This is a genomic window from Roseovarius sp. MBR-51 (genome assembly GCF_053628575.1).
Map to the genome: position 1 here is coordinate 175,588 of NZ_JBRJGQ010000003.1, position 20,560 is coordinate 196,147.

At 61.7% G+C, this 20,560-nt stretch carries 20 protein-coding genes; 9 read left to right on the forward strand and 11 right to left on the reverse strand.

The features are described 5' to 3' along the window. Window positions 1-12: 12 nt before the first annotated feature. A complete protein-coding gene (locus tag ACSSVY_RS05395) occupies window positions 13-540 on the reverse strand; it encodes a component of SufBCD complex (protein ID WP_454268392.1) in 528 nt (175 codons plus the stop codon). A 122-nt stretch (window positions 541-662) separates the two neighbouring features. Between ACSSVY_RS05395 and hemB the strand changes: the two genes are divergently transcribed. After that, window positions 663-1,664: a porphobilinogen synthase gene (hemB, locus tag ACSSVY_RS05400; RefSeq protein WP_454268393.1), complete on the forward strand. Its 1,002-nt coding sequence runs from the start codon at window positions 663-665 to the stop codon at window positions 1,662-1,664. A gap of 128 nt (window positions 1,665-1,792) precedes the next feature. Continuing rightward, the gene (locus ACSSVY_RS05405) at window positions 1,793-2,353 is read left to right on the forward strand and encodes a lipid-binding SYLF domain-containing protein (protein ID WP_454268394.1); all 561 of its coding nucleotides are present in this window, start codon (window positions 1,793-1,795) and stop codon (window positions 2,351-2,353) included. A 46-nt stretch (window positions 2,354-2,399) separates the two neighbouring features. Here the strand turns inward: ACSSVY_RS05405 and ACSSVY_RS05410 are convergent, their stop codons facing one another. After that, window positions 2,400-4,229 (reverse strand): SLC13 family permease, encoded by a 1,830-nt coding sequence (locus tag ACSSVY_RS05410; protein ID WP_454268395.1) that lies wholly within the window; start codon window positions 4,227-4,229, stop codon window positions 2,400-2,402. A 77-nt stretch (window positions 4,230-4,306) separates the two neighbouring features. Beyond that, entirely contained in the window at window positions 4,307-4,576 is a 270-nt protein-coding gene (locus ACSSVY_RS05415; protein WP_009818366.1) for an usg protein, read from the reverse strand. Window positions 4,577-4,797: 221 nt separating this feature from the next. Here ACSSVY_RS05415 and gyrA point away from each other — a divergent pair, with 221 nt between their 5' ends. The 3 genes from gyrA to ACSSVY_RS05430 all read left to right on the forward strand — a co-directional run bounded on the left by gyrA (window position 4,798) and on the right by ACSSVY_RS05430 (window position 8,663). Next, window positions 4,798-7,497 carry a DNA gyrase subunit A gene (gene gyrA / locus ACSSVY_RS05420; RefSeq protein WP_454268594.1) on the forward strand — a complete coding sequence of 900 codons (2,700 nt, stop codon included), beginning with the start codon at window positions 4,798-4,800 and terminating at the stop codon, window positions 7,495-7,497. Window positions 7,498-7,646: 149 nt separating this feature from the next. After that, window positions 7,647-8,231 (forward strand): hypothetical protein, encoded by a 585-nt coding sequence (locus tag ACSSVY_RS05425; protein WP_454268396.1) that lies wholly within the window; start codon window positions 7,647-7,649, stop codon window positions 8,229-8,231. Window positions 8,232-8,312: 81 nt separating this feature from the next. Continuing rightward, window positions 8,313-8,663, forward strand: a complete 351-nt coding sequence (locus ACSSVY_RS05430; protein ID WP_454268397.1) for a DUF6614 family protein — start codon at window positions 8,313-8,315, stop codon at window positions 8,661-8,663. A 125-nt stretch (window positions 8,664-8,788) separates the two neighbouring features. On the opposite strand, the gene ACSSVY_RS05435 is transcribed toward ACSSVY_RS05430, so the two are convergent. Further along, window positions 8,789-9,934, reverse strand: a complete 1,146-nt coding sequence (locus ACSSVY_RS05435; protein WP_454268398.1) for a polysaccharide biosynthesis/export family protein — start codon at window positions 9,932-9,934, stop codon at window positions 8,789-8,791. A 108-nt stretch (window positions 9,935-10,042) separates the two neighbouring features. Here ACSSVY_RS05435 and ACSSVY_RS05440 point away from each other — a divergent pair, with 108 nt between their 5' ends. The 3 genes from ACSSVY_RS05440 to ACSSVY_RS05450 all read left to right on the forward strand — a co-directional run bounded on the left by ACSSVY_RS05440 (window position 10,043) and on the right by ACSSVY_RS05450 (window position 13,520). Beyond that, entirely contained in the window at window positions 10,043-10,852 is an 810-nt protein-coding gene (locus tag ACSSVY_RS05440; protein WP_454268399.1) for an NAD-dependent epimerase/dehydratase family protein, read from the forward strand. Further along, window positions 10,849-11,484: a sugar transferase gene (locus tag ACSSVY_RS05445; protein WP_454268400.1), complete on the forward strand. Its 636-nt coding sequence runs from the start codon at window positions 10,849-10,851 to the stop codon at window positions 11,482-11,484. Before ACSSVY_RS05440 ends, ACSSVY_RS05445 begins: the two co-directional genes overlap by 4 nt. Window positions 11,485-11,627: 143 nt before the next feature. Then, entirely contained in the window at window positions 11,628-13,520 is a 1,893-nt protein-coding gene (locus ACSSVY_RS05450) for a polysaccharide biosynthesis protein (protein ID WP_454268401.1), read from the forward strand. A 3-nt stretch (window positions 13,521-13,523) separates the two neighbouring features. Here the strand turns inward: ACSSVY_RS05450 and ACSSVY_RS05455 are convergent, their stop codons facing one another. From ACSSVY_RS05455 to prfA, 6 genes are all read right to left on the reverse strand, one after another. Continuing rightward, window positions 13,524-14,993, reverse strand: coding sequence for a carboxypeptidase M32 (locus ACSSVY_RS05455; protein ID WP_454268402.1), 1,470 nt, complete (start codon window positions 14,991-14,993; stop codon window positions 13,524-13,526). A gap of 2 nt (window positions 14,994-14,995) precedes the next feature. After that, entirely contained in the window at window positions 14,996-16,138 is a 1,143-nt protein-coding gene (gene ctaA / locus ACSSVY_RS05460; protein ID WP_454268403.1) for a heme A synthase, read from the reverse strand. A 56-nt stretch (window positions 16,139-16,194) separates the two neighbouring features. Next, the gene (locus ACSSVY_RS05465; RefSeq protein ID WP_454268404.1) at window positions 16,195-16,938 is read right to left on the reverse strand and encodes an RNA methyltransferase; all 744 of its coding nucleotides are present in this window, start codon (window positions 16,936-16,938) and stop codon (window positions 16,195-16,197) included. A 124-nt stretch (window positions 16,939-17,062) separates the two neighbouring features. Further along, window positions 17,063-17,749: a DUF4167 domain-containing protein gene (locus tag ACSSVY_RS05470; protein WP_454268405.1), complete on the reverse strand. Its 687-nt coding sequence runs from the start codon at window positions 17,747-17,749 to the stop codon at window positions 17,063-17,065. A gap of 204 nt (window positions 17,750-17,953) precedes the next feature. After that, window positions 17,954-18,811, reverse strand: coding sequence for a peptide chain release factor N(5)-glutamine methyltransferase (prmC, locus tag ACSSVY_RS05475; protein WP_454268406.1), 858 nt, complete (start codon window positions 18,809-18,811; stop codon window positions 17,954-17,956). Beyond that, window positions 18,808-19,854, reverse strand: a complete 1,047-nt coding sequence (prfA, locus tag ACSSVY_RS05480; RefSeq protein ID WP_454268407.1) for a peptide chain release factor 1 — start codon at window positions 19,852-19,854, stop codon at window positions 18,808-18,810. The genes prmC and prfA overlap by 4 nt, the downstream gene beginning before the upstream one ends. Before the next feature lie 66 nt (window positions 19,855-19,920). Here prfA and ACSSVY_RS05485 point away from each other — a divergent pair, with 66 nt between their 5' ends. Further along, window positions 19,921-20,208, forward strand: coding sequence for a hypothetical protein (locus ACSSVY_RS05485; protein ID WP_454268408.1), 288 nt, complete (start codon window positions 19,921-19,923; stop codon window positions 20,206-20,208). Here ACSSVY_RS05485 and ACSSVY_RS05490 read toward each other — a convergent pair. After that, the gene (locus ACSSVY_RS05490; RefSeq protein WP_454268409.1) at window positions 20,140-20,544 is read right to left on the reverse strand and encodes a DUF1499 domain-containing protein; all 405 of its coding nucleotides are present in this window, start codon (window positions 20,542-20,544) and stop codon (window positions 20,140-20,142) included. The two genes, ACSSVY_RS05485 and ACSSVY_RS05490, sit on opposite strands and share 69 nt — an antisense overlap. Between the last annotated feature and the right edge of the window lie 16 nt (window positions 20,545-20,560).

The following is a 20,560-nucleotide window of genomic DNA, read 5'->3' on the forward strand; positions in this document are numbered from 1 at the left end:
CGACGAGCGGATTCATCCCAGAATATTGGCACTCATGTTCTGATACATGCCCCACATCGCAGTCACGAATATCGAGAACATGCCAATCAACTGGATGAAAAAGCGATGCGTCTGCAACCGTTTGATCAAGGCCTCGCCATTCAGTTCCCGGACAGTGATGCGTTGTGCCACCCACACAGACAGAACACCGACAATCAAGAGCGGAAAGCCCAGCAAAAATAGGGCTTGGGCGAATTCGTTGTGATACACAAACCCCAAAAGCACCAGCATCGTCATCAGGAACGCGGTGATGCCCACCATCAACAAACCCGATTCCCGTGCGACATAGAGGATGCGGTTGATATTGATCCGGACCATATCTTCGAAATCCGTTATCGCCTGCGCACTCCGGCCCTTGCGGGCCCGAATGGCCATGTCCCATGGCACGCCTAATACCCAATGGCTGGCCGAGGACCACGTCACAGCCAAAGCGATCCAATACCAAAGGTTGCTAAAGGACCGCATGTCAATCAATTCGAAAACAGTGTCGTACCAGTCCAAGGCCGGTCCCCTCTCGCCGTATCATCGCTTCTCTTAGCGCCGGTGCGCGGCAATTCCTACCCTTGAGATGCGTGAATTTCCATGCCACTCAGTTAGGGTTGACCCAGCCAGAAAGACCGCCCATGCGCCCGACCCAAGCTGCCTTTCCCGCCACCCGCCTGCGCCGCACCCGCGCGACCCCTAGCATCCGCGCCTTGGTGGCGGAAAACACGCTGTCGGTCGGTGATCTCATCTGGCCAGTATTCGTGCGTGATGGCGAAGGCATCGAAGAACCGGTGCCCTCCATGCCCGGCGTGATGCGCCGTTCCATCGACCGCGTGGTCGAGGCCGCCCAAGAGGCCGCTGACCTCGGTATACCGGCCATTTGCCTTTTTCCTTACACATCAGCCGAGAACCGCACCGCCGATTGCGCAGAGGCCTGGAACCCCGAAAACCTGAGCAATCGTGCCACTCGTGCGATCAAGGCGGCGGTACCAGGCCTCTCGGTGATGACCGATGTGGCCCTCGATCCCTATTCGGACACCGGCCACGACGGCTTTGTCGTGGATGGCGAGATCGTCAATGACGCCACGGTCGAGGCTCTGGTCAAACAGGCGCTGTCTCAGGCCGAGGCGGGCGTCGATATCATCGGCCCGTCGGATATGATGGACGGACGCGTCGGTGCCATTCGCACAGCGCTTGAGGCGCATGGTCACCATAATGTGATGATCATGTCCTACGCCGCCAAATACGCGAGCGCCTTCTACGGCCCGTTCCGCGATGCCGTGGGGGCCGCAAATGCGCTCAAGGGCGACAAGAAAACCTATCAGATGAACCCCGCCAACACCGACGAGGCGCTGCGCCTCATCGAGCGTGACCTGCGTGAGGGCGCGGATATGGTGATGGTCAAGCCGGGCATGCCCTATCTCGACATCTGCCGACGGGCCAAGGAAACCTTTGGCGCGCCCACCTTTGCCTATCAGGTGTCGGGCGAATACGCGATGATCATGGCCGCCGCTCAGAACGGCTGGATCGACCGCGACCGTGCCATGCTCGAGAGCCTGATGTGCTTCAAACGCGCAGGGTGCGACGGGGTCTTGAGCTATTTTGCACCAGCGGTGGCCCGTATCTTGTCAAAAGGCTAACCTGAGCGCGCAGTATCCCGCGCATGAACGCAATCTATGGTGACATAAGACCACCTTACCCCTATAATCGGTGTCAGACCGGTATGTGACAAAAGACCGGCACCCTGAGGCAACAAACAGGCAAACCCATGAGCATTCTCTCAAGACGGACTTTTACCTTGGGCCTGATGGCCGGCACGCCGCTGCTTGCGGCCTGTGGCAACGGCGTTGGCAGCACCGGCGCCTCGACGATTGACGCGCGGGTTGATTCCACCCTCACCCATATGTATGCGCAATACCCCGGCACCCGCGCGCTTGCTGATAAATCCAATGGCATGCTGATCATGCCCCTGATGACAGAAGCGGGTCTGATCGTCGGCGGCGGCTTTGGCCGCGGCGCGCTCCGGATCAACAACATCACGGTCGATTACTACTCGGCGACCAAAGGCAGCATTGGTCTTCAGATCGGGGCACAGCAATTCGCGCATGTGTTGTTCTTCATGACCGAAGGCGCATTGGAACAGTTCCGCCGCTCGTCGGGTTGGGCTGCGGGCGCGGACGTCGAATATGTCTTCAACGACAAGGGCGAAAACATGCGCGCCGAAACCACAACCTCGACCAGCCCGGTTGTGGCCGTGGTCTTTGGACAGGCCGGCGCTCTGGCCGGTGCATCGCTCGAAGGCATGAAATACACCCGCATCATCCCCTAACCGGATCGCACACTGACGCCGCACAAGCCACAAGGCTTGTGCGGCGTCAGAGCGGCCAGACGATCAGCAAGAGCGGCAAGCTGATCGCCACGACCAGAATTTCCAACGGCAATCCCAATTTCCAGTAATCGCCAAAGCGAAATCCGCCGGGGCCAAGGATCAGCGTGTTGTTCTGATGCCCGATGGGCGTCAGAAACGCACAAGACGCCCCAATGGCCACCGCCATCAGGAAACTGTCCGGGCTAACGCCAAGCGACGCGGAAATCCCAAGTGCGATCGGACACATCACCGCGGCGGTCGCGGCGTTGTTCATCACATCAGACAGGAACATCGTGGTGATCAGGATCACCGCCAAGGCTGCTATGGCCTGCCCCTGCGCGACGTGGGTCACCAAAAACTCCGCCAGCAAATTCGCGGCTCCCGTGCTCTGCATCGCGCCCGCCACGGGGATAAGCGCGGCCAGCAACACGATCACGGGCCAGTCAATCGCCGTATAGACCTGACGGGGCGGCACTGTGCGAAACAGCATCGAGGCCAGAACGCCCAGCGCGAAACTCGCCGCCGCAGGCAGAACGCCAAAGGTCACCAGCACAACCGCCACGCCCATGATACCCGCCGCCGTGATCGCCATCCGTCGGCTTGGCAGGCGCAACTCCCGCTCGCCCAGCGGTACACAGCCCGTGTCATGGATGAACTCCGACAAGGATTCGGCCGGTCCCTGCATCAACAGGAGATCTCCCGATTTCAGCTTGATCGAGCGCAGGCGCGCGCGCGGTGCCTGCCCCCCGCGCGCCACCGCCAAAAGATTGAGCCCATATCGCGTGCGCAGATGCAGGTCGCTGGCAGACATCCCGACAATTGACGCTGACGGCAGCACCGCCAATTCGCGCAACACCGTGTCGCGCTCATCCAGTGAACCGGGGTCTTCGGTCGCCTCCGCGTCGGTTTCGGTTTCAGCCTCCTCCGCCTTTGGCTCCTTGGCCTTCTTGATGTCCGCCTCCAAGGTCAGATCGAACACCGAAAGCGTTTCCGCCAAGGCCTCGACATCGGCCTCCAGGACGAGAACATCATGCTCCCTGATTATTCGCCCACCGTGCGGCGCAAGCAAGCGTACATCGTTGCGCACCAATGCCACGATCTGCGCGTCCGAACTTTCGACGTCGCGCTCAAAGGCCCGCAGCGTCAGACCGATTGCCTTGCTCTTGTCACCCACGCGCACCTCGGTCATATAGGCACCTGCGTCGAATTCCGATGCGCGCGCAGAGGTGCGCCGGGGCACCAACCGCCAGCCAATAGCGGCAATCGCCGCGATCCCGAGCACAGCCACAGTCACACCAACCGGCGCGAAATCGAACATCCCAAAGGGCCCACGCCCGGTCTCCTGACGAAACCCTGAAACGATCAGGTTGGGCGGCGTGCCGACCAGCGTCATCATGCCCCCCAAAATCGTGCCAAAGGCCAAAGGCATCAACACCAGCCCCGGCGGCAACCCCAACCGCTTGGCCAGTTGCATCGCCACCGGCATCAGGAGCGCCATCGCACCCACATTGTTCATAAACCCAGAGAGCGCCGCGCCGAGACCCAGCAATGCGATCATACTGACAAATCGTCCGGCCTGACGCGGCAGCACCGCGCGGGTCAAGGCATCCACCGCGCCGGTATTCTGCAACCCTTGGCTCAGCACCAGCACACAGGCGACGGTGATCACCGCCGGATGCCCGAACCCGGCGAACGCGTCGGCGGCTGGCACCAGCCCTGTGACCACACAGGCCATCAAAGACGACAGCGCCACCACATCATGGCGCAGCCGCCCCCAGAGAAACAGTCCCATGGTCAGCGCGAGCACGCCGAGGATCATCGTTTGCGGGGCAGTCATCAGGCTATCCTCTGGATCAGAAGCGACGGCCCTCGACAAGATCACGGGCAGGCGCGCGCTTCAAGCGCGACCCACCTTCAATGCAGCGTGAATTCGCCCACGACATTGCGCCACTCACCGGGGGCGATCAGCTTGCGATGCGTGAAACGCACCGAATGAAGCGGTCCCTCGATCTCTCGCTGCCAGAATTCGATGAACTCGAACAGCCGCGGGTGGTCCGGTGCCAGATCATAGTCCTGCCAGACATAGCTGTTCAGCACATTCCGGTAATCGGGCATCCGGTAAAAGAACTCCGCCGTGGTCAGCCCATATCCTTTCAGCATCAATTCGGTTTCGGAAGTTGGCATTTTCTGCTCCTGTCACTACCTCATAGAACCATGATGCCTGAATGAAATTACTTTTCAATTAAAACAGTGTGTTAGCACTCTACCTGCCCGGCTGACACATGCTAGGGCCCAGCCCCATTGCACCCTATATCCTGCCTCTGATATAGTCCGCTCAACAAGATATAGAGAATGATCACAGGACGGTACAAAACGTGAGCGATACGCCTCAACCCCCTGAAAACATGGATGAAACCCCACCAGAACGCCCCGCATACAGCGGCCCGTCGGTGTCCATCACCCATGAGATGAAAACGTCTTACCTCGATTACGCCATGAGCGTGATCGTCAGCCGCGCGATTCCTGACCTGCGCGACGGCCTGAAACCGGTGCATCGGCGCATTCTCTATGCCATGCATGAGGGCGGCAATACCCACGACAAGCCGTACCGCAAATCAGCCCGCGCGGTGGGCGACGTGATGGGCAAATACCACCCGCATGGCGATTCCGCGATCTATGACGCGCTGGTGCGCATGGCGCAGGATTTCTCGATGTCCTTGCCGCTCCTCGACGGGCAGGGCAATTTCGGCTCGATGGATGGCGATAACGCCGCCGCCATGCGCTATACCGAAGTGCGGATGGACAAACCGGCCGCCTATCTCTTGGCCGACATCGAAAAAGACACCGTCAACTTCCAGGACAATTACGACGGCAAGGACAGAGAGCCCACCGTCTTGCCCGCGCGTTTTCCGAACATGCTGGTCAATGGCGCGGGCGGTATCGCCGTGGGCATGGCCACCAACATCCCGCCGCACAATCTGGGCGAGGTGATTGATGCCACGCTGGCGCTGATCGAGAACCCCGATCTCGAGAGCGAAGACCTCATCCAATATATCCCCGGGCCCGATTTTCCCACCGGCGGGCTGATGCTCGGCCGCTCCGGCGCGCGCAAGGCCTATCTCGAGGGACGCGGCTCTGTCATCATTCGCGCCAAGACCCGCGTCGAGGAGATCCGCAAGGACCGCTACGCCATCGTCATCGACGAAATCCCCTATCAGGTGAACAAGGCGACGATGATCGAGCGCATCGCCGAGGCCGCCCGCGACAAGCGGATCGAAGGCATCGCCCATGTGCAGGACGAATCCGACCGCAACGGCGTGCGTGTGGTGATCGAACTCAAGCGAGATGCCACCGCCGAGGTGGTGCTGAACCAGCTTTTCCGCTTCACCCCGATGCAGACCTATTTCGGCTGCAACATGCTGGCCCTCAATGGTGGTAAGCCCGAGCAGTTGACGCTGCACCGCTTCCTGTCCCTCTTCATCGTGTTCCGCGAGGAAGTTGTCGCACGCCGCACTGCCTTTGAACTCCGCCGCGCCCGCGAACGCGCGCATGTGCTCTGCGGTCTGGCAGTCGCTGTCTCCAACGTCGACGAGGTCGTGGCCACGATCCGCGCCTCCGCCGACGCCGCCGAAGCCCGCACCAAGCTGATGGAACGCCGTTGGCCCGCAGGCGAAATCCTGCCCTATATCGCGCTGATTGACGATCCAAGTCACCCAGCCAACGACGACGGCACCTATAATCTCTCCGAGGTTCAGGCCCGCGCCATTCTCGATCTGCGCCTGCAACGCCTGACGCAACTTGGCGTCAAGGAAGTCACCGACGAGCTGCAAGACCTCGCTGGCAAGATCAAGGAATACCTCGCCATTCTCGCCAGCCGCGAGCGGATCATGCAGATCATCTCGGACGAACTGCGCGAGGTGCGCGAGCTCTTTGCCGTCCCGCGCCGCACCCAGATTGTCGACTGGTCCGGCGACATGGAGGACGAAGACCTCATCGAGCGCGAGGATATGGTCGTGACCGTCACCAGCGGCGGTTATATCAAACGCACGGCCCTTGCCGATTTCCGCGCTCAAAAACGCGGCGGCAAAGGACTGTCGGGCATGGCCACCAAGGATGAAGACGTGGTCACCACGCTCTTTGTCGCCAATACCCACACGCAGCTTCTGTTCTTCACCACCGGCGGTATGGTTTACAAGCTCAAGACATGGCGTTTGCCGCTCGGGGGCCGGACCTCCAAGGGCAAGGCCATCGTCAATATCCTGCCGATTCCCACAGGCGTTTCCATCGCCGCGATCATGCCGGTGGACCGCCCCGAGGAAGATTGGGAAGATTTGCAGATCGTCTTTGCCACCTCGGCAGGCGACGTGCGCCGGAATGCGCTCTCGGATTTCACCAATGTCATGCGCAATGGCAAGATCGCGATGGACCTGCCCGAGGGCGTCGAGCTGGTCAACGCGCGCATCTGCGGACCCCAGGATGACGTCATGCTCGTAACCGATTCCGGCCGCGCCATCCGCTTCCCCACGACCGAGGTGCGGGTCTTCAAGGGCCGCAAATCCACCGGTGTGCGCGGCATCCGCCTGTTAGGCAACGACCGCGTCGTGTCGATGTCGGTGATCAGCCATTTCGACGCCTCCGCAGATGAGCGCGCCGCCTATCTCAAGATGCGCCGGCAACTGGCTGGCGCGGATGAGGACGCAGCCGCCGATGACGAAGGAAACGCCGATGCCGCCGTCAGCCCCGAGCGCTTCGAGGAAATGCAATCGGCTGAAAACCTGATCCTGACCATCACCACACGCGGCACGGGCAAGCTCAGCTCCAGCCACGACTACCCGGTGCGCGGGCGCGGTGGCATGGGCGTGCAGGCGATGGACAAGGGCATGCGCGGTGGCACGGTCGTCGCCTCCTTCCCGGTGACGCTCGAGGATCAGATCATGCTCGCGACCTCCAAGGGTCAGTCGATCCGTGTGCCTGTCATGGGCATTTCCTTCCGCTCGCGCAGCGCGGGCGGGGTCAAAGTGTTCAACACCGGCGCCGGAGAAGAGGTCGTTTCGGTCGCTTGGATCGCCGAACAAGCCGATGAGGACGAAACCGCCGAGGGTTGACTTTAACCCTCGGTGCGACCTTTTATCGTGCACGACCACGTTTTGGCCCAATTCTTGCAACTTTTGCGATGAATAGAAGGTCGCCCATGTGCGGCTTGTTTGTGCGAGTGTAGACCAGTTCCTCTTCTCTGACCGAGCGGATGCTGCATATGACCAGAAACTTTCGCTACCGAATTGGCCCAACCGGACTGAACTTGATGCGCATCGTGATGGGGTCCTACTTCATGGCCCTCGCGCTCGGGTTCGTGACAGGCTTTGACGTCGGGGCGCTATTCTCCTTTTTCCTGCCTCAGAGCGTCGCGCGTTTCGTCGGTTCGATGGTCCTGCTCTGCCTCAGCATCAGCTTTATGGCAGGGTTTCAACTGCGCCGCATCGCCCGCACCCTTGTCGCCTTGATCCTGTTCTCGAGCCTCATCCAGAACTTTTGGCTGTTGACGCCGGAAAGCCTCTCGGGTTTCTGGCGGGACTTGGCGCTCGCAGCGGGGGTATTCCTCAGCTACGCCTCGCTGGGACGCCGGGAATTGCGCCGGGCCTCTGTCTTCGTCCATCGTGCGCGTGTGCGCCGCGTATTTGTGCGAAAGGCGATTGAACCCCACCGCATAGGCCCGATCCTGACAGCTAAGAGACCGATCCAAAAGGAAATCCGGAACGCACTCGCCGTCACCACAGGTCCGAATCGCTCCAAAACAGCCGTGGACGAACCGGAAGTCGAGAATATCTTCGCCAATCTGTGACGGCCGCTCAGGGCTTAACTCGGTCTAAACACATCCCGTGCAAACTCGGCAGGGTGCCACAGGATACCGGGATGCCTGCCGATGAACCTCTATTGCTGCATGATTGACCTCAAACAGGATGCCAAGGCGTTGGGCTTTGCCGCCGCGCTTGAGGCTTGGATGACCCATCTTCACACCCACGGAAGCATTGGACGTTGGCGCCTCTGCCGTCGCAAGCTGAACCTTGCGGCCGATGCCTATGGTGATTTCCTGCTCGAGATAGAGGTTACCGATCTCGCCCAACTGGACCGCGCCTTTCGGCTCACCGGCGCACAGGACGAGACAACGACGGTGCTGCATGAGCGTGTCCATGCCCAGATTGCTCAGGCCCGCTTTGCCCTCTACCGTCCGTTTCCAGACGCAGAGCGCGCTGAACGCATGTCACTTGTCTAAAGCGTCAGGCTCGCCACCCGATCGGATCGCACCTGCGGAGCGGCCTCGTCGGGCTTAAGATACCTCAGGGGCATGGGGGCAGCGCCCCTCGTCATCCCGCAGGCCATTCTGACGTGAGATTGGGGCTAGTTCGCCAGATTGTTTGCGGTCGCACCGAATCCAACGATCGTTCCAAACAGGCCAAGTATGGTCTGCACCCGCGTAACCGGCGATTCGGTTGCAAGCAGCGTGTCGCCGGGATTGATCTGGAATTGCCGCGCGGCAAACAGGCCATCAGCATTGGTCAGATCCAGCGAGAAAATTACCTGAGGCATGTCCGGACCCGGCTTGTCGGGGTTGAGATGCCGCCGTTCATATTCGCGCAGCACCAGCAATCCTTTGGGATCGGCACGCGCCGCACTCAACCCGCCCATGGACGATATTGCCTCCATCGCGGTTATGGTTTCCTCCTCGAAGGGGATCACCTTCTGGCTGCCTGCAGCACCCAACACGTTAAAGCTGCGGTCATCTTCGGTCACGACGATCTGATCGCCCCCCCGGATCAGCGCGTTGCGACCGGGATCGGCAAACAGCGTCTCCGCGCGGGTTTCATAGACTTCAGAGCCACGTTGCAACACGACCAGAGGATTTTTCATCGCCGGAGACACGCCTCCAGCCTGCGCCAGCACGCTCATGACCCGCGTATTGCGCGACTCCAGCGGATAATTTCCGGGAGCCGAAACACCGCCCACCACATCAACCGCATTGTTGCGCCCCGGCTTGACGCTCAGCTGCACCTGCGCCGAGGGCGCAATCTCGAGCATGCGCGTTTGCAACGTCTCACGCGCTTCGGATTCGGTCATTCCGCGTACATTAATCTCACCGAGATAGGGCATGAACACCGATCCAGACGGCGACACCGTCATTGGGGGAACGGCCGTCGACCGCGACTCCTGACTGGCCAACAAGGAATTTTCCTGATTGTCCCAAATCACGATTTGAAGCGTATCACCGGTTTGAATGATCGAAGAATCAGGGCCACGGCTTGCGGATAGCCAACGGTAATGCCCCTTCCATCCGGACGCAGGCCATAGCGCGAGGGCGGGCGTGGACCGGCGCGTGACCTCCACCACCTGAAACGTGGGGGATTTTCTGTCACTTTCGGCGAGAACCTCGCTTTGCAGGGCGGCCCCCCGAGGCAAACTGCACGACGCCAGAGCGGCAAACATGAGAACCCCAAGGAAAATCCTGATTGTGCGCGTCACTCTCCGACTCCCCCGTCTGTTTAGCATTGCATCGGTTCCTACCCCGCCCACGGCGTGCTAGACAATCGGAATCTGACCTTTAGCAACAGGCAGCGCTGCATCTTGGCCGAAAAGCACTTAGGACCATCTCTGCTCGTGACCGGCGCATCAGGCCGAATTGCCGGACTGTTGCGGGCCGCGTGGCGCGATCTTGACGCCCCCCGGATTGTCTGGCTGTCGCGCCGCAAGCCCGCTGATATCCTTTGGGCTCCCGGTGCTCGTCTTGCAACTTTGCCCGATTGCGATACCGTCATTGCGCTTTGGGGCCGGGTGTCCGGCACGCCAGAGGATCTTTCAGCCAATATCGACCTCGTCCACCACAGCGCCGATCTGGCCGCTGCCTGCGGAGCGCGGCGCGTGCTGCATTTCTCGTCCGCCGCAGTCTACGGCCCTGGCCACGCGCTGCACGAAACCGATAGACCGGCGCCCGCCAATGCCTATGGTCATTCCAAACTGGCGATGGAAGACGCGGTGCGTGCCTTGCCCACCGGCCCGACGCGGCACTGCTGCCTGCGGCTTGCGAATGTTGTGGGGGCCGACAGCCTTGCCCCTGCCCTGCGGCTGCACGACAGCCCGGTCCGGCTTGACCGCTTTGCCGATGGCACCGGCCCGCGCCGCAGCTACATCGCTCCAGGCGATCTGGCCAAGGTCTTGATGGCACTCGCAAGCCTGCCGCCCGATCGGCTTCCTGATACGCTCAATGTCACATCGCCCACGCCCGTAACCATGCAGGCTCTGGCCAAGGCTGCCGGGCGTCCCGTGATCTGGCAAGACGCTCCGGAAACCGCCGTGCAGACCGTAAGCCTCGACGGCACCCGACTTGCCGGTTTGATCCCGTTTCTATATCTCAGAGATACAGCCCAACAGATGATCGACGACTGGCACACCCTGGAGACCGCAGCATGACCCCAGCCAAGAGGGCCTTCGACATTGGATTTGCGCTTTTGCTGATCCTGCTGCTGGCTCCGGTCATCCTCGTCGTTGCCCTCCTCATAGCTTTGATCGACGGACGCCCCGTGTTGTACTTGTCCGAGCGGATGCGGACACCGGAGACACCGTTTTGCCTTTGGAAATTCCGCACCATGCGGGTGGTCGAGAACGACGCCGGCGTCTCGTGCGGCTACAAGCAGCATCGTGTCACCGCCTTGGGCAGACGCCTTCGCGCCTACCGCCTCGATGAATTGCCACAGCTTCTCAATGTGCTGCGCGGGGACATGAGCTTTGTCGGACCACGCCCCCCCCTGCGCTGCTATGTCGAAGCCTGCCCCGACCTCTATGCCAAGGTGCTCGAGAAACGCCCCGGTGTGACCGGGCTCGCGACGCTGATTTACCACCGAACCGAAGAAAAGCTGCTCTCCGCCTGTACCAGCCACGAGACCGGAGAGACCACCTATGTGACCCGTTGCATTCCCCGCAAGGCAAGGCTGGATCTGATTTGGTCGCGCCACCAGAGCCTGTGCTACGACCTGCGTTTAATCTGCCAGACTGTGATTCGGGTCTTTTACCGTCGCAGGGCAGGCCGCCTCGGACGGGGTTGATTTCAAAGGATTCGTCACACCTCTTGCACATATGTTACGCGAGTCGGCTAAAACTTGCTCAGTTTTGGGGTTAACACATGTAACAAGCCAGTGATTGGGATTTGTATTACTGCGCCAAGCGCCTAAAACGAAAAAGCCGAATAATGGGGGTAAGCGCAGTGCTCTATCGAACTGTCACGACGCTGAAACAAGGTCAGAAACAGACGTTCTTTCTGACGCTCGATATGCTGATCGTGACCCTCTCGTACCTCGCGGCGCGTGCTATCATCCTCGGACCGTCCTCTCTCGCCGCAGCGGGAGATACAATTCTCAGCGAACTTCTCGTGATGATGTGCGTTGCCGCAGCGGTGGCAACCTATTTCGGGCTGCACAAAGTCAAGCTGAAATCCTACGAAATGCAAGGCATGCTCAACTCGGGTTGGGTGGCACTTGCCATGACGGGAAGCGGCGTCGCCGGTTCGTTTCTTCCGGGCGGCGCCGCGGCCCCGGCCACGCTCTATATCGTCAGCGGCATGATTTTTCTCATCTTGTCCGTCACCGCGCGCCTCGTGCTGCGCATGGCCCTGCTGCGCATCTACCGCAATGGCAATCGCCGTCTGCGGGTGCTGATCTATGGGGCCGGTCAAACCGGACAACAACTCGCCAGCGCATTGGCTACGGATGACGAAGTCTTGCCAATGGCCTTCGTTGACGACGAACCGCGCCTTCAATCCCTGACCATTGCGGGACTCAAGGTTTTCAAATCGTCCGATCTGCCAGATCTGATCAAACGCTACGACATTCAGCGCGTCATCCTCGCCATGCCAAGCGCCCCCCCGGCCAAGCGCGCTTTGCTCTCGCGCCGCATTGCAGAACATGGCTGCGAGGTCCACGCTCTGCCCTCCTTTGCGGATCTGATCTCCAACGACGTCCGCACCCTCTACAAGAGCCGCCCGGTTGACATCAACGATCTCCTCGGCCGCGACGGGCTCGACGACAAACTTCCCGGCTCACGTGACAGCTACAAGGGGCGCTGCGTGCTCGTCACCGGCGCCGGTGGCTCGATCGGCTCGGAACTCTGCCGCCAAGTGATCGCCTACGAGCCCGGCCATCTGATCCTCTTTGATCACAGCGAACACGCCCTCTTCGAGATCGACCGCGAATTGCGCAGCCTCGCACCGCTGATGCGGATCACCCCGATACTTGGCTCGGTTTGCGAGAAATCGGTCGTCAATGTCCTGATGCGCGCGCGCAAGGTCGAGATTGTGCTGCACGCCGCCGCCTACAAACACGTGCCCATGGTCGAAGCGAACGCGATTGAAGGCATGCGCAACAATGTGATCGGCACTCGGATCGTGGCCCATGCCGCACGCGATGCCGGGGTCGAACGCTTTATCCTCGTCTCGACAGACAAGGCCGTGCGCCCCGTCAGCGTGATGGGCGCCTCCAAGCGCTTTGCCGAAATGATCGTGCAGGATCTGGCAACCCGGAGCAAAACCACCCGCTTCTCCATGGTGCGTTTTGGCAATGTGTTGGGCTCTTCAGGCTCTGTCATCCCGCTCTTTGCGGAACAAATTGCGCGCGGCGGGCCTGTGACGCTGACCCACGCCGACGTCACTCGCTATTTCATGACCATCCCAGAGGCGGCGCGCTTGGTTCTATTGGCAGGCTCTTTTGCCCGCGGCGGCGATGTCTTTGTGCTCGACATGGGCAAACCCATCGCCGTGCGCGACGTGGCCCGCAAGATGATCGAAGGTTCGGGTCTCACCGTACGTGACGCGCTAAATCCACACGGAGACATCGAGATTCGCATCACCGGCCTGCGCCCCGGTGAAAAGCTCTATGAGGAACTGCTGATCGGCTCCGACATGCTGACCACGCCACACCCCAAGATCCTGCGCGCCCAAGAGGGCCATCTGTCGGAAATCGAACTCGCCAAGGCCCTCAAATCCCTGTCCGAGGCAATCGAGACCCGCGACGTGGCGCTCCTGCGCAGCGTCCTCGCGCAGTGGATCGAACAGATCGAAGACCACCCCGAAGCCAGCGTCAATCAGTAAACGTCACCCGGCGAACGCACCAAACTTCTCCTCCAGATAGGCCAAGAGCGGCTCTGCCTGCGGTGCTGCCCCACAGGCGCGCGCAATGACCTCAGCCGGCTCGTATAGCCCGCCATGCTGCTGCACAGTGTCGCGCAGCCACGCCGTTGCCTCTTGCAGATCACCTTGCGCCAATTGCGCATCGAGCCCCGGCACGGCGTCGCGCAACGCGGCATGCAGGCACCCAGCATAGACATTGCCCAGACTATAGGTCGGGAAATACCCGAACAGACCCACCGACCAATGCACATCCTGCAACACACCATTGGACGCGCGATCCACCGGCGTTCCGAAATCAGCGGCAAAGCGATCATTCCACGCCGCCTCAAGATCGGTCACGGCCAAATCCCCGGCCATCAACGCCCGCTCGAGATCATAGCGCAGCATGACATGCAGATTGTATTGCACCTCATCTGCCTCGGTCCGGATATAGCCACGATGCACCCGGTTCACAGCGCGGTAAAAGCCGTCTTCATCGGCAATTCCGAACGCGCCAAAGGCATCGCGCATCTGCCCATAGAGCCAGCCGCAGAATGCCCGGCTGCGCCCCAACTGGTTCTCGTAAATCCGGCTCTGGCTCTCATGCACGCCCATCGACACCCCCTGACCCAAAGGCGTCAGGCGATAGGCGGGATCAATCCCCTGCTCGTAGCAGGCATGTCCGACCTCGTGGATCGTGGAATAGAAACAGTTGAATGGGTCCACCTCGCTCACCCGCGTGGTGATCCGCACATCATCGCCGCTGCCGGAACTGAAGGGATGCACCGCCAGATCAAGCCGCCCCCGGCTCAGGTCATAGCCGAACACCTGCGCCAGCTTCTGCGACAGCGCCAGTTGCGCGGCACGGTCAAATCTGCGCTCAAGCTTGGGCCACGCCGCCTCCAGCGCCGCCGCGCGCAGCGCCACCAGACGCGGCCGCATTTCAGCAAACATCGCATCGAGCTTGGCCGCGCCCATCCCCGGCTCATAATCCTCCAGCAGCGCATCATAGAGCGCGCCGCCCGCTGACAGTGCCGCCGCCTCCTCGCGCTTGAGGCGCACCACCTCGGACAGAACCGGGGCAAAGGCGGCATAGTCATCCACTGCCCGCGCCTCGGCCCATTGCCCCTGCGCCCGGCTCGTCAACCGCGCCAGCGCCACCGCCAGATCGCCCGGCACCTTGACCGCCCGCTCATAATCCCGCCGGATATGTCGCAACTGCGCTCGCGGCACAGGCGCGGTCGCCTCCCCCTCCGCCTCGACCAGCAACGCGCCGCGCGCCGGGTCCACCCGCCGCGCATGCAGCACCGCCTGCATAGCACCGGACTCCTCGGCGCGCTGATCGGCGGCACCGCGCGGCATCATGGTTTCCTGATCCCAGCCCAGCCGCCCGGCCACCTGCGCCAAGGCCTGCGTCTCGCGCTCGCGCGCCATCAGATCGTCATAGGCGCTCATGCTCAGGTTCCCCTAATCGATGTGGCGCGCGGATACTGGCTCAGGAACCGCGCCCGCAGGATCAACACCCAGAGCACCACCGCCACGAATTGATGCGCAATCGCCAATTGCCAGGGCGCGATATAAAGCACCGTCATAATGCCCAGAACGATCTGCAGCAGCAGCACGGCAAATGCGGCGGTAAAGGCACTTCGCGTCTGCACATGCGCACTCTTGCGCCCGCGCAGCCAAACCACCACGGCAAAGATCAGCAAGAGATAGCCGCTCATCCGGTGAATGAATTGCACCGTGCCGGGGTTCTCAAAAAGGTTTCGCCACAGAGGCTGCAAGTCCATCATATCGGGCGGCAGAAATCCCCCCGCCATCAGCGGCCAGTCGGTATAGCTGCGGCCAGCGTCAATCCCCGCCACCAGCGCCCCCAGCAGGATTTGCAGAAACGCAAAATGCATGAGCCCCGTCGAGAGGCTGTAGAGCTTCGCCTCCCGCCCCCGCCGCGCCTGCATCAACTCCCGCTCCTCACGCCCCAGCAGGAACACGAACCAGGCAATCACCCCCAGAATGACAAAGGCCAACCCCAGATGCGTGGCCAGCCGGTAAGAGGCCACCGCCACCATGTCACCCGTCAGACCAGAGGAGACCATCCACCAGCCAATCGCGCCTTGCGCGCCGCCCAGTGCGCCCAGCACTAACAGACGCCCGGTCCAACCTTTAGGAATCTGCCGCGCCAGCAAAAACCCAAAGAATCCCAAGGCCCAGACAAGCCCGATCAAACGGCCCAATTGCCGGTGCCCCCATTCCCACCAATAGATGACTTGGAATTCCGATAGGGTCATGCCCTTGTTCATCAACTCATATTGCGGAATGGCGCGGTATTTGTCGAACTCTTCCATCCAATGCGCCTCGGTCATCGGCGGCAGCGCCCCCGTCACGGGCTTCCATTCCGTGATGCTGAGACCACTGTCAGTGAGCCGCGTCAGCCCGCCCACCGCGATCATGACCACCACCAGCGCAAAGAGCACCATCAGCCAAACCCGGATCGCGCCGCGCGCACCGCGGCGGCCCGTGTCGATCATGCCGCCTTGCGGCACGGGCTTCACGGCCCCTGTCTGTCCCACCTCTTCGAAAATGCTGCGTTTTCCGGTCATGCTTACGCCTCTTGTCCCTTGGCCCTGCGAGACACTAGAGCGCGTCCCCGCCTGCTTCAACCACGCGCCTTCCAGCGGACCATCTGCCGCATCACCCCGTGCAAGGTCTGCACATCGGCCCGCGTCATCGGCATCCGGCTCCACATATTGCGTAGGTTGGTTTTCATGCTCCCGGCCTTGTGCTCGGGAAAAAAGAACCCGGCCTCCTCCAGCCGTTCCTCATAATGCGCCGCCAAGGCTTCGACCTCGATCTGCGCGGCCCAGTCGGTCTTGGCCAGATCGACCCGCTCAAGCACCACCTGCCCCGCCGCACGCTGCCATTCATAGGCTGTGAGCAACACGCATTGCCCAAGGTTGAGACTGGCAAACTCCGGATTCACCGGCACGTTGATGATCGCATTGGCGCGGGCGATATCATCATTCTCCAACCCTGCGCGTTCCGGGCCAAAGAGCACAGCCACCTTTTCGCCCGCCGCAATCTTCTCCGCCGCCAACATCATGGCGCGCTCGGGGCTCAGCACTGGCTTGGTCAGCCCACGCGCCCGTGCCGTCGTCGCCAGCACAAAGGAACAATCCGCCACCGCATCCGCGGTGCTATCGACCAAGAGCGCCTCGTCAAGCAATCGCCCGGCCCCGCTCGCCATCGCCACAGCCCGCTCATTGGGCCAGCCATCGCGCGGTGCCACGATCCGCATCCGGTCGAGGCCGAAATTCCACATCGCCCGCGCCGCCGCTCCGATGTTTTCACCCATCTGCGGGCGCACGAGCACAAAGGCAGGCTGCGGGCGGTCGGTCGGCATCGGCACTCTCGATCTGGTGTCACAGAATGGGGCCCGCCACCGGCAAGCCCCCTCTTTCATCGGTCTTCAAATACTCAAATCCAACCGGGCGGCAAGTGCCGCGCCACCGGATCAGACCACGGGATTACTCCGCAGCCTTGGTCGCAGACTCTCCACCGCCATCTCCTGAGGATCCGTTATCCTCAGACTTGGGCGGACGCTTGGCGCGCGGCTTGCGCGGACGTTTCGGCGCAGCTTTCTCAGCACCCGTGTCGGACCCTTGCTCAGCGGGTTGCTCCGCCACAGCTTCCGGCGCAGGCGCAGGCGCAGGCGCATGGCGGCGCGACGGCTCGGATCTGCGCACCGGCTCGGCCTGCGGTTTGCTCTCGGGCGTTTCGACCAGACCGCTATCGCGATCCTCAAAGCCACCGATCACGTCAGGCTGCGACAAGGCGGCAGGCTCATAGGGCTGAGGCCGGTCGCCTTCATCTGCTTCACGCCCCGCCGGACGATCGCCACGCTCACGGTCGCGGTCGGTCTGACGATCCCGGTTAAAGCGTTCCTGCTCTTCACGCCGCGCATCCTGTTCCTTTTGGGCTTCCCCCAAAAGACGCAGATAATGCTCGGCATGCTGCTGGAAATTCTCGGTCGCCACCCGGTCGCCCGACAGTTGCGCATCGCGCGCAAGCTGGTTGTATTTCTCGATGATCTGCTGCGGTGTGCCGCGAACCTTGCCCTCGGGACCGGAGCTGTCAAACACACGGTTGACGACATTCCCGACGGTGCGGTTGCGGTTCGGCTTGTTCCGCTGACGTGACTTCGATGATCTCATATGGTGCTGTCCAGCCCTATGCTCAAATTGTCGCTTGACCCGACTGGCGCCCCTTGCGCCGAATGAAACCGGATCGGACATGTTCTGGCTTGGTGTCAAGCGGGACCGCCCGAATGGGCATCCTCCGTCTTGACTGCTCCCCAATAAGCACGCGCCGCCCGGTCACACAAGAGCAAAGCGGATTATTTCCGCGATTCTTGCCAATTATGGCTCATTTCTGCGTGAAGTCTCGGGCCAGTCTCCACACACCACCCGGTCGCGCCCCTCCAGATCGGGCAGCACCGCCACCGCCTCGAATCCCGCAGCGCGCAAGAGATCGGCCACCGCCGCCCCCTGCGTCCAGCCGATCTCAACCATCAGCCGCCCACCGGGGTTCAGATGCGCTCCCGCCCCGCCCGCAATCACCCGATACGCCGTCAGCCCGTCGCCCTCATCGGTCAAGGCCATGCGCGGATCGTGGTCGCGCACTTCGGGCATGAGCCCGACCATCTCATCACGCCCGATGTAGGGCGGGTTCGACACAATGAGATCAAACGCACCCGTGATCTGTGCGAACCAGTCAGAGTGGCAGAGCGATAGCCGATCCCGCACCCCATGCCGCGCAGCATTGCGCGCCGCCACATCGAGCGCCTCCGCCGAAAGGTCCAGGGCCACGCCCGTTACCCCCGGCCATTCCGCCAGCAAGGTCACCGCCAAAATGCCGCTTCCTGTGCCAAGATCGAGCAAAGTCAAAGGCTTGGGCCCGGCCAACGCCTCGGCGATCAGGCATTCCGTCTCGGGGCGCGGATCGAGCACATCGGCTGTCACCTCAAACTCCCGCCCCCAAAACACCCGCCGCCCAAGGATCTTGGAAACCGGCGCCCGCGCCATCCGCCGCGCGATCATCGCCTCAAAACGCGCCTCGGCCCCCGGCTCCAATTCATCGCCCAGATGCAGCGTCAGCCGGTCGCGCCCAATCCCTACGGCCCCCGCCAAGAGCGCCCGCGCATCGCCCGCAGCGTCCTCAATGCCCGCCGCCTCCAGCCGCCGCACAGCCCGCAGCAACGCCTCGCGCAGGGTCACGACATTTCGGCCAGCAAAGTGGCCTGCGCATCCGCCGTCAGCGCGTCGATCACCTCATCCAGATCACCGCCCATCACCTGCTCCAACTTGTAGAGCGTGAGGTTGATCCGATGATCGGTCATCCGGCCTTGAGGGAAATTATAGGTGCGAATGCGCTCGGAGCGATCCCCCGATCCCACCTGCGCCGCGCGATTGGCAGAGCGTTCGCTGTCCACACGGCTACGCTCCATGTCAAAAAGTCGTGATTTCAGCACCTGCATGGCGATCTCACGGTTGCGATGCTGCGATTTCTCGGAACTCGTCACCACAATCCCGCTCGGGATATGCGTGATCCGCACCGCCGAATCGGTCGTGTTCACATGCTGTCCTCCGGCCCCGGAAGAGCGCATCGTATCGATTCGCAAGTCGTTGGCATTGATCTGAATATCCACATCCTCCGCCTCGGGCAGCACCGCCACCGTCGCCGCAGAGGTATGGATACGCCCGCCGCTCTCGGTCTCGGGCACGCGCTGCACCCGGTGCACGCCGGATTCGAACTTGAGCCGGGCGAAAACCCCGTCACCCTTGATATGCACAACCAATTCGCGGATGCCGCCCAACTCGCTCTGCTGCTCCTCGATCACGTCGAACACCCAGCCGCGTGCCTCGGCATAGCGCTGATACATCCGCATGAGGTCGGCCGCAAAAAGCGCCGCCTCCTCGCCCCCGGTTCCGGGCCGGATTTCAAGGATCGCAGGCCGCGCATCCGCCTCGTCACGTGGCAAGAGCGCCAGTTGCAGCGCTGCTTCCATCCCCGGCAGCCGCGCCTCCAGCACCTCCAACTCGTCACGCGCCAAATCGCGCATCTCGGGATCACCCAGCATTGCCCGCGCACCCTCGATATCGGTCAGGATCTGACGATAGGCGCGGATCTCCTCGACCAGCGGGCGCAATTCGGAATATTCGCGGCCAAGGCGGGCAATATCGCCACCGCCCTGCATCATCTGCGCCTCGACAAAGTCAAAGCGCTCCGCGATTTGTTGCAATCTGTCCAAGGGTACCATGGGAATGATCCTCTGTCCCATCCTTGTGACTTGGTCAAGGGGCGTCACCTGTGCTAGAATCATCGCATGAAAGCGGTGTTGCCCCTCTTGCTGATCTGCGCCTCCCCGGCGCTCGCCGATGCCACCATCGGGCGCAAGACCGTGGAATGTTATTGCACAGACAAGAGCGGCGCGCGCGTCGAGATGGGCGAGACAATCTGCCTGCAGGTCGATGGCAATATGTTCATGGCGCAATGCCAGATGTCGCTCAACGTGCCGATGTGGCGCAAGATTTCGGACGGATGCTTATCCTCCAGCCTGCCCCAATCGCTGCAACCAGCCGTCGATACGGGCGGCGTTCACCCCCAGATCTGACTTGCCAAAGCGCAGACGCCCGTAAATCTCAAGCCTCTCGCCCGTCTGCCGCACCGTGGTATAGTCGGGAAACCCAAAGACCCGCGAGCGGGTAACATAGGTGATCATCCCCTGCGCCACATCCCCGGCCAAAACCTCTGTGCGCGGCGTGGCGCGAATGACCGCATCGAGCGCGGCCAGATCCCCCGTCACCTCCCGCATCGCGCCACCGTCCAGATCGCGATTGGTGACGCTGTCCCGCATCTGATGCCAGCGCGCCGGGTCTGACGGGGCCAGACGAACAAAGGCCAGCACCGCCACAATCCCCACCAGAACGAGTCCCAGGATCAGCTTCATAGCACGCCCCTATAGT

Bases quoted from the DNA above. Each gene is read 5' to 3' on its own strand.
- ACSSVY_RS05450 (WP_454268401.1), top strand. From the start codon at position 11,628: ATGGGGGTAAGCGCAGTGCTCTATCGAACTGTCACGACGCTGAAACAA.
- ctaA (WP_454268403.1), bottom strand. From the start codon at position 16,138: ATGACCGGAAAACGCAGCATTTTCGAAGAGGTGGGACAGACAGGGGCC.
- ACSSVY_RS05430 (WP_454268397.1), top strand. From the start codon at position 8,313: ATGAACCTCTATTGCTGCATGATTGACCTCAAACAGGATGCCAAGGCG.
- ACSSVY_RS05415 (WP_009818366.1), bottom strand. From the start codon at position 4,576: ATGCCAACTTCCGAAACCGAATTGATGCTGAAAGGATATGGGCTGACC.
- ACSSVY_RS05470 (WP_454268405.1), bottom strand. From the start codon at position 17,749: ATGAGATCATCGAAGTCACGTCAGCGGAACAAGCCGAACCGCAACCGC.
- ACSSVY_RS05455 (WP_454268402.1), bottom strand. From the start codon at position 14,993: ATGAGCGCCTATGACGATCTGATGGCGCGCGAGCGCGAGACGCAGGCC.
- ACSSVY_RS05410 (WP_454268395.1), bottom strand. From the start codon at position 4,229: ATGACTGCCCCGCAAACGATGATCCTCGGCGTGCTCGCGCTGACCATG.
- ACSSVY_RS05425 (WP_454268396.1), top strand. From the start codon at position 7,647: ATGACCAGAAACTTTCGCTACCGAATTGGCCCAACCGGACTGAACTTG.
- ACSSVY_RS05445 (WP_454268400.1), top strand. From the start codon at position 10,849: ATGACCCCAGCCAAGAGGGCCTTCGACATTGGATTTGCGCTTTTGCTG.
- hemB (WP_454268393.1), top strand. From the start codon at position 663: ATGCGCCCGACCCAAGCTGCCTTTCCCGCCACCCGCCTGCGCCGCACC.
- ACSSVY_RS05405 (WP_454268394.1), top strand. From the start codon at position 1,793: ATGAGCATTCTCTCAAGACGGACTTTTACCTTGGGCCTGATGGCCGGC.
- ACSSVY_RS05465 (WP_454268404.1), bottom strand. From the start codon at position 16,938: ATGCCGACCGACCGCCCGCAGCCTGCCTTTGTGCTCGTGCGCCCGCAG.
- prfA (WP_454268407.1), bottom strand. From the start codon at position 19,854: ATGGTACCCTTGGACAGATTGCAACAAATCGCGGAGCGCTTTGACTTT.
- ACSSVY_RS05485 (WP_454268408.1), top strand. From the start codon at position 19,921: ATGAAAGCGGTGTTGCCCCTCTTGCTGATCTGCGCCTCCCCGGCGCTC.
- gyrA (WP_454268594.1), top strand. From the start codon at position 4,798: ATGGATGAAACCCCACCAGAACGCCCCGCATACAGCGGCCCGTCGGTG.
- ACSSVY_RS05490 (WP_454268409.1), bottom strand. From the start codon at position 20,544: ATGAAGCTGATCCTGGGACTCGTTCTGGTGGGGATTGTGGCGGTGCTG.
- ACSSVY_RS05435 (WP_454268398.1), bottom strand. From the start codon at position 9,934: ATGCTAAACAGACGGGGGAGTCGGAGAGTGACGCGCACAATCAGGATT.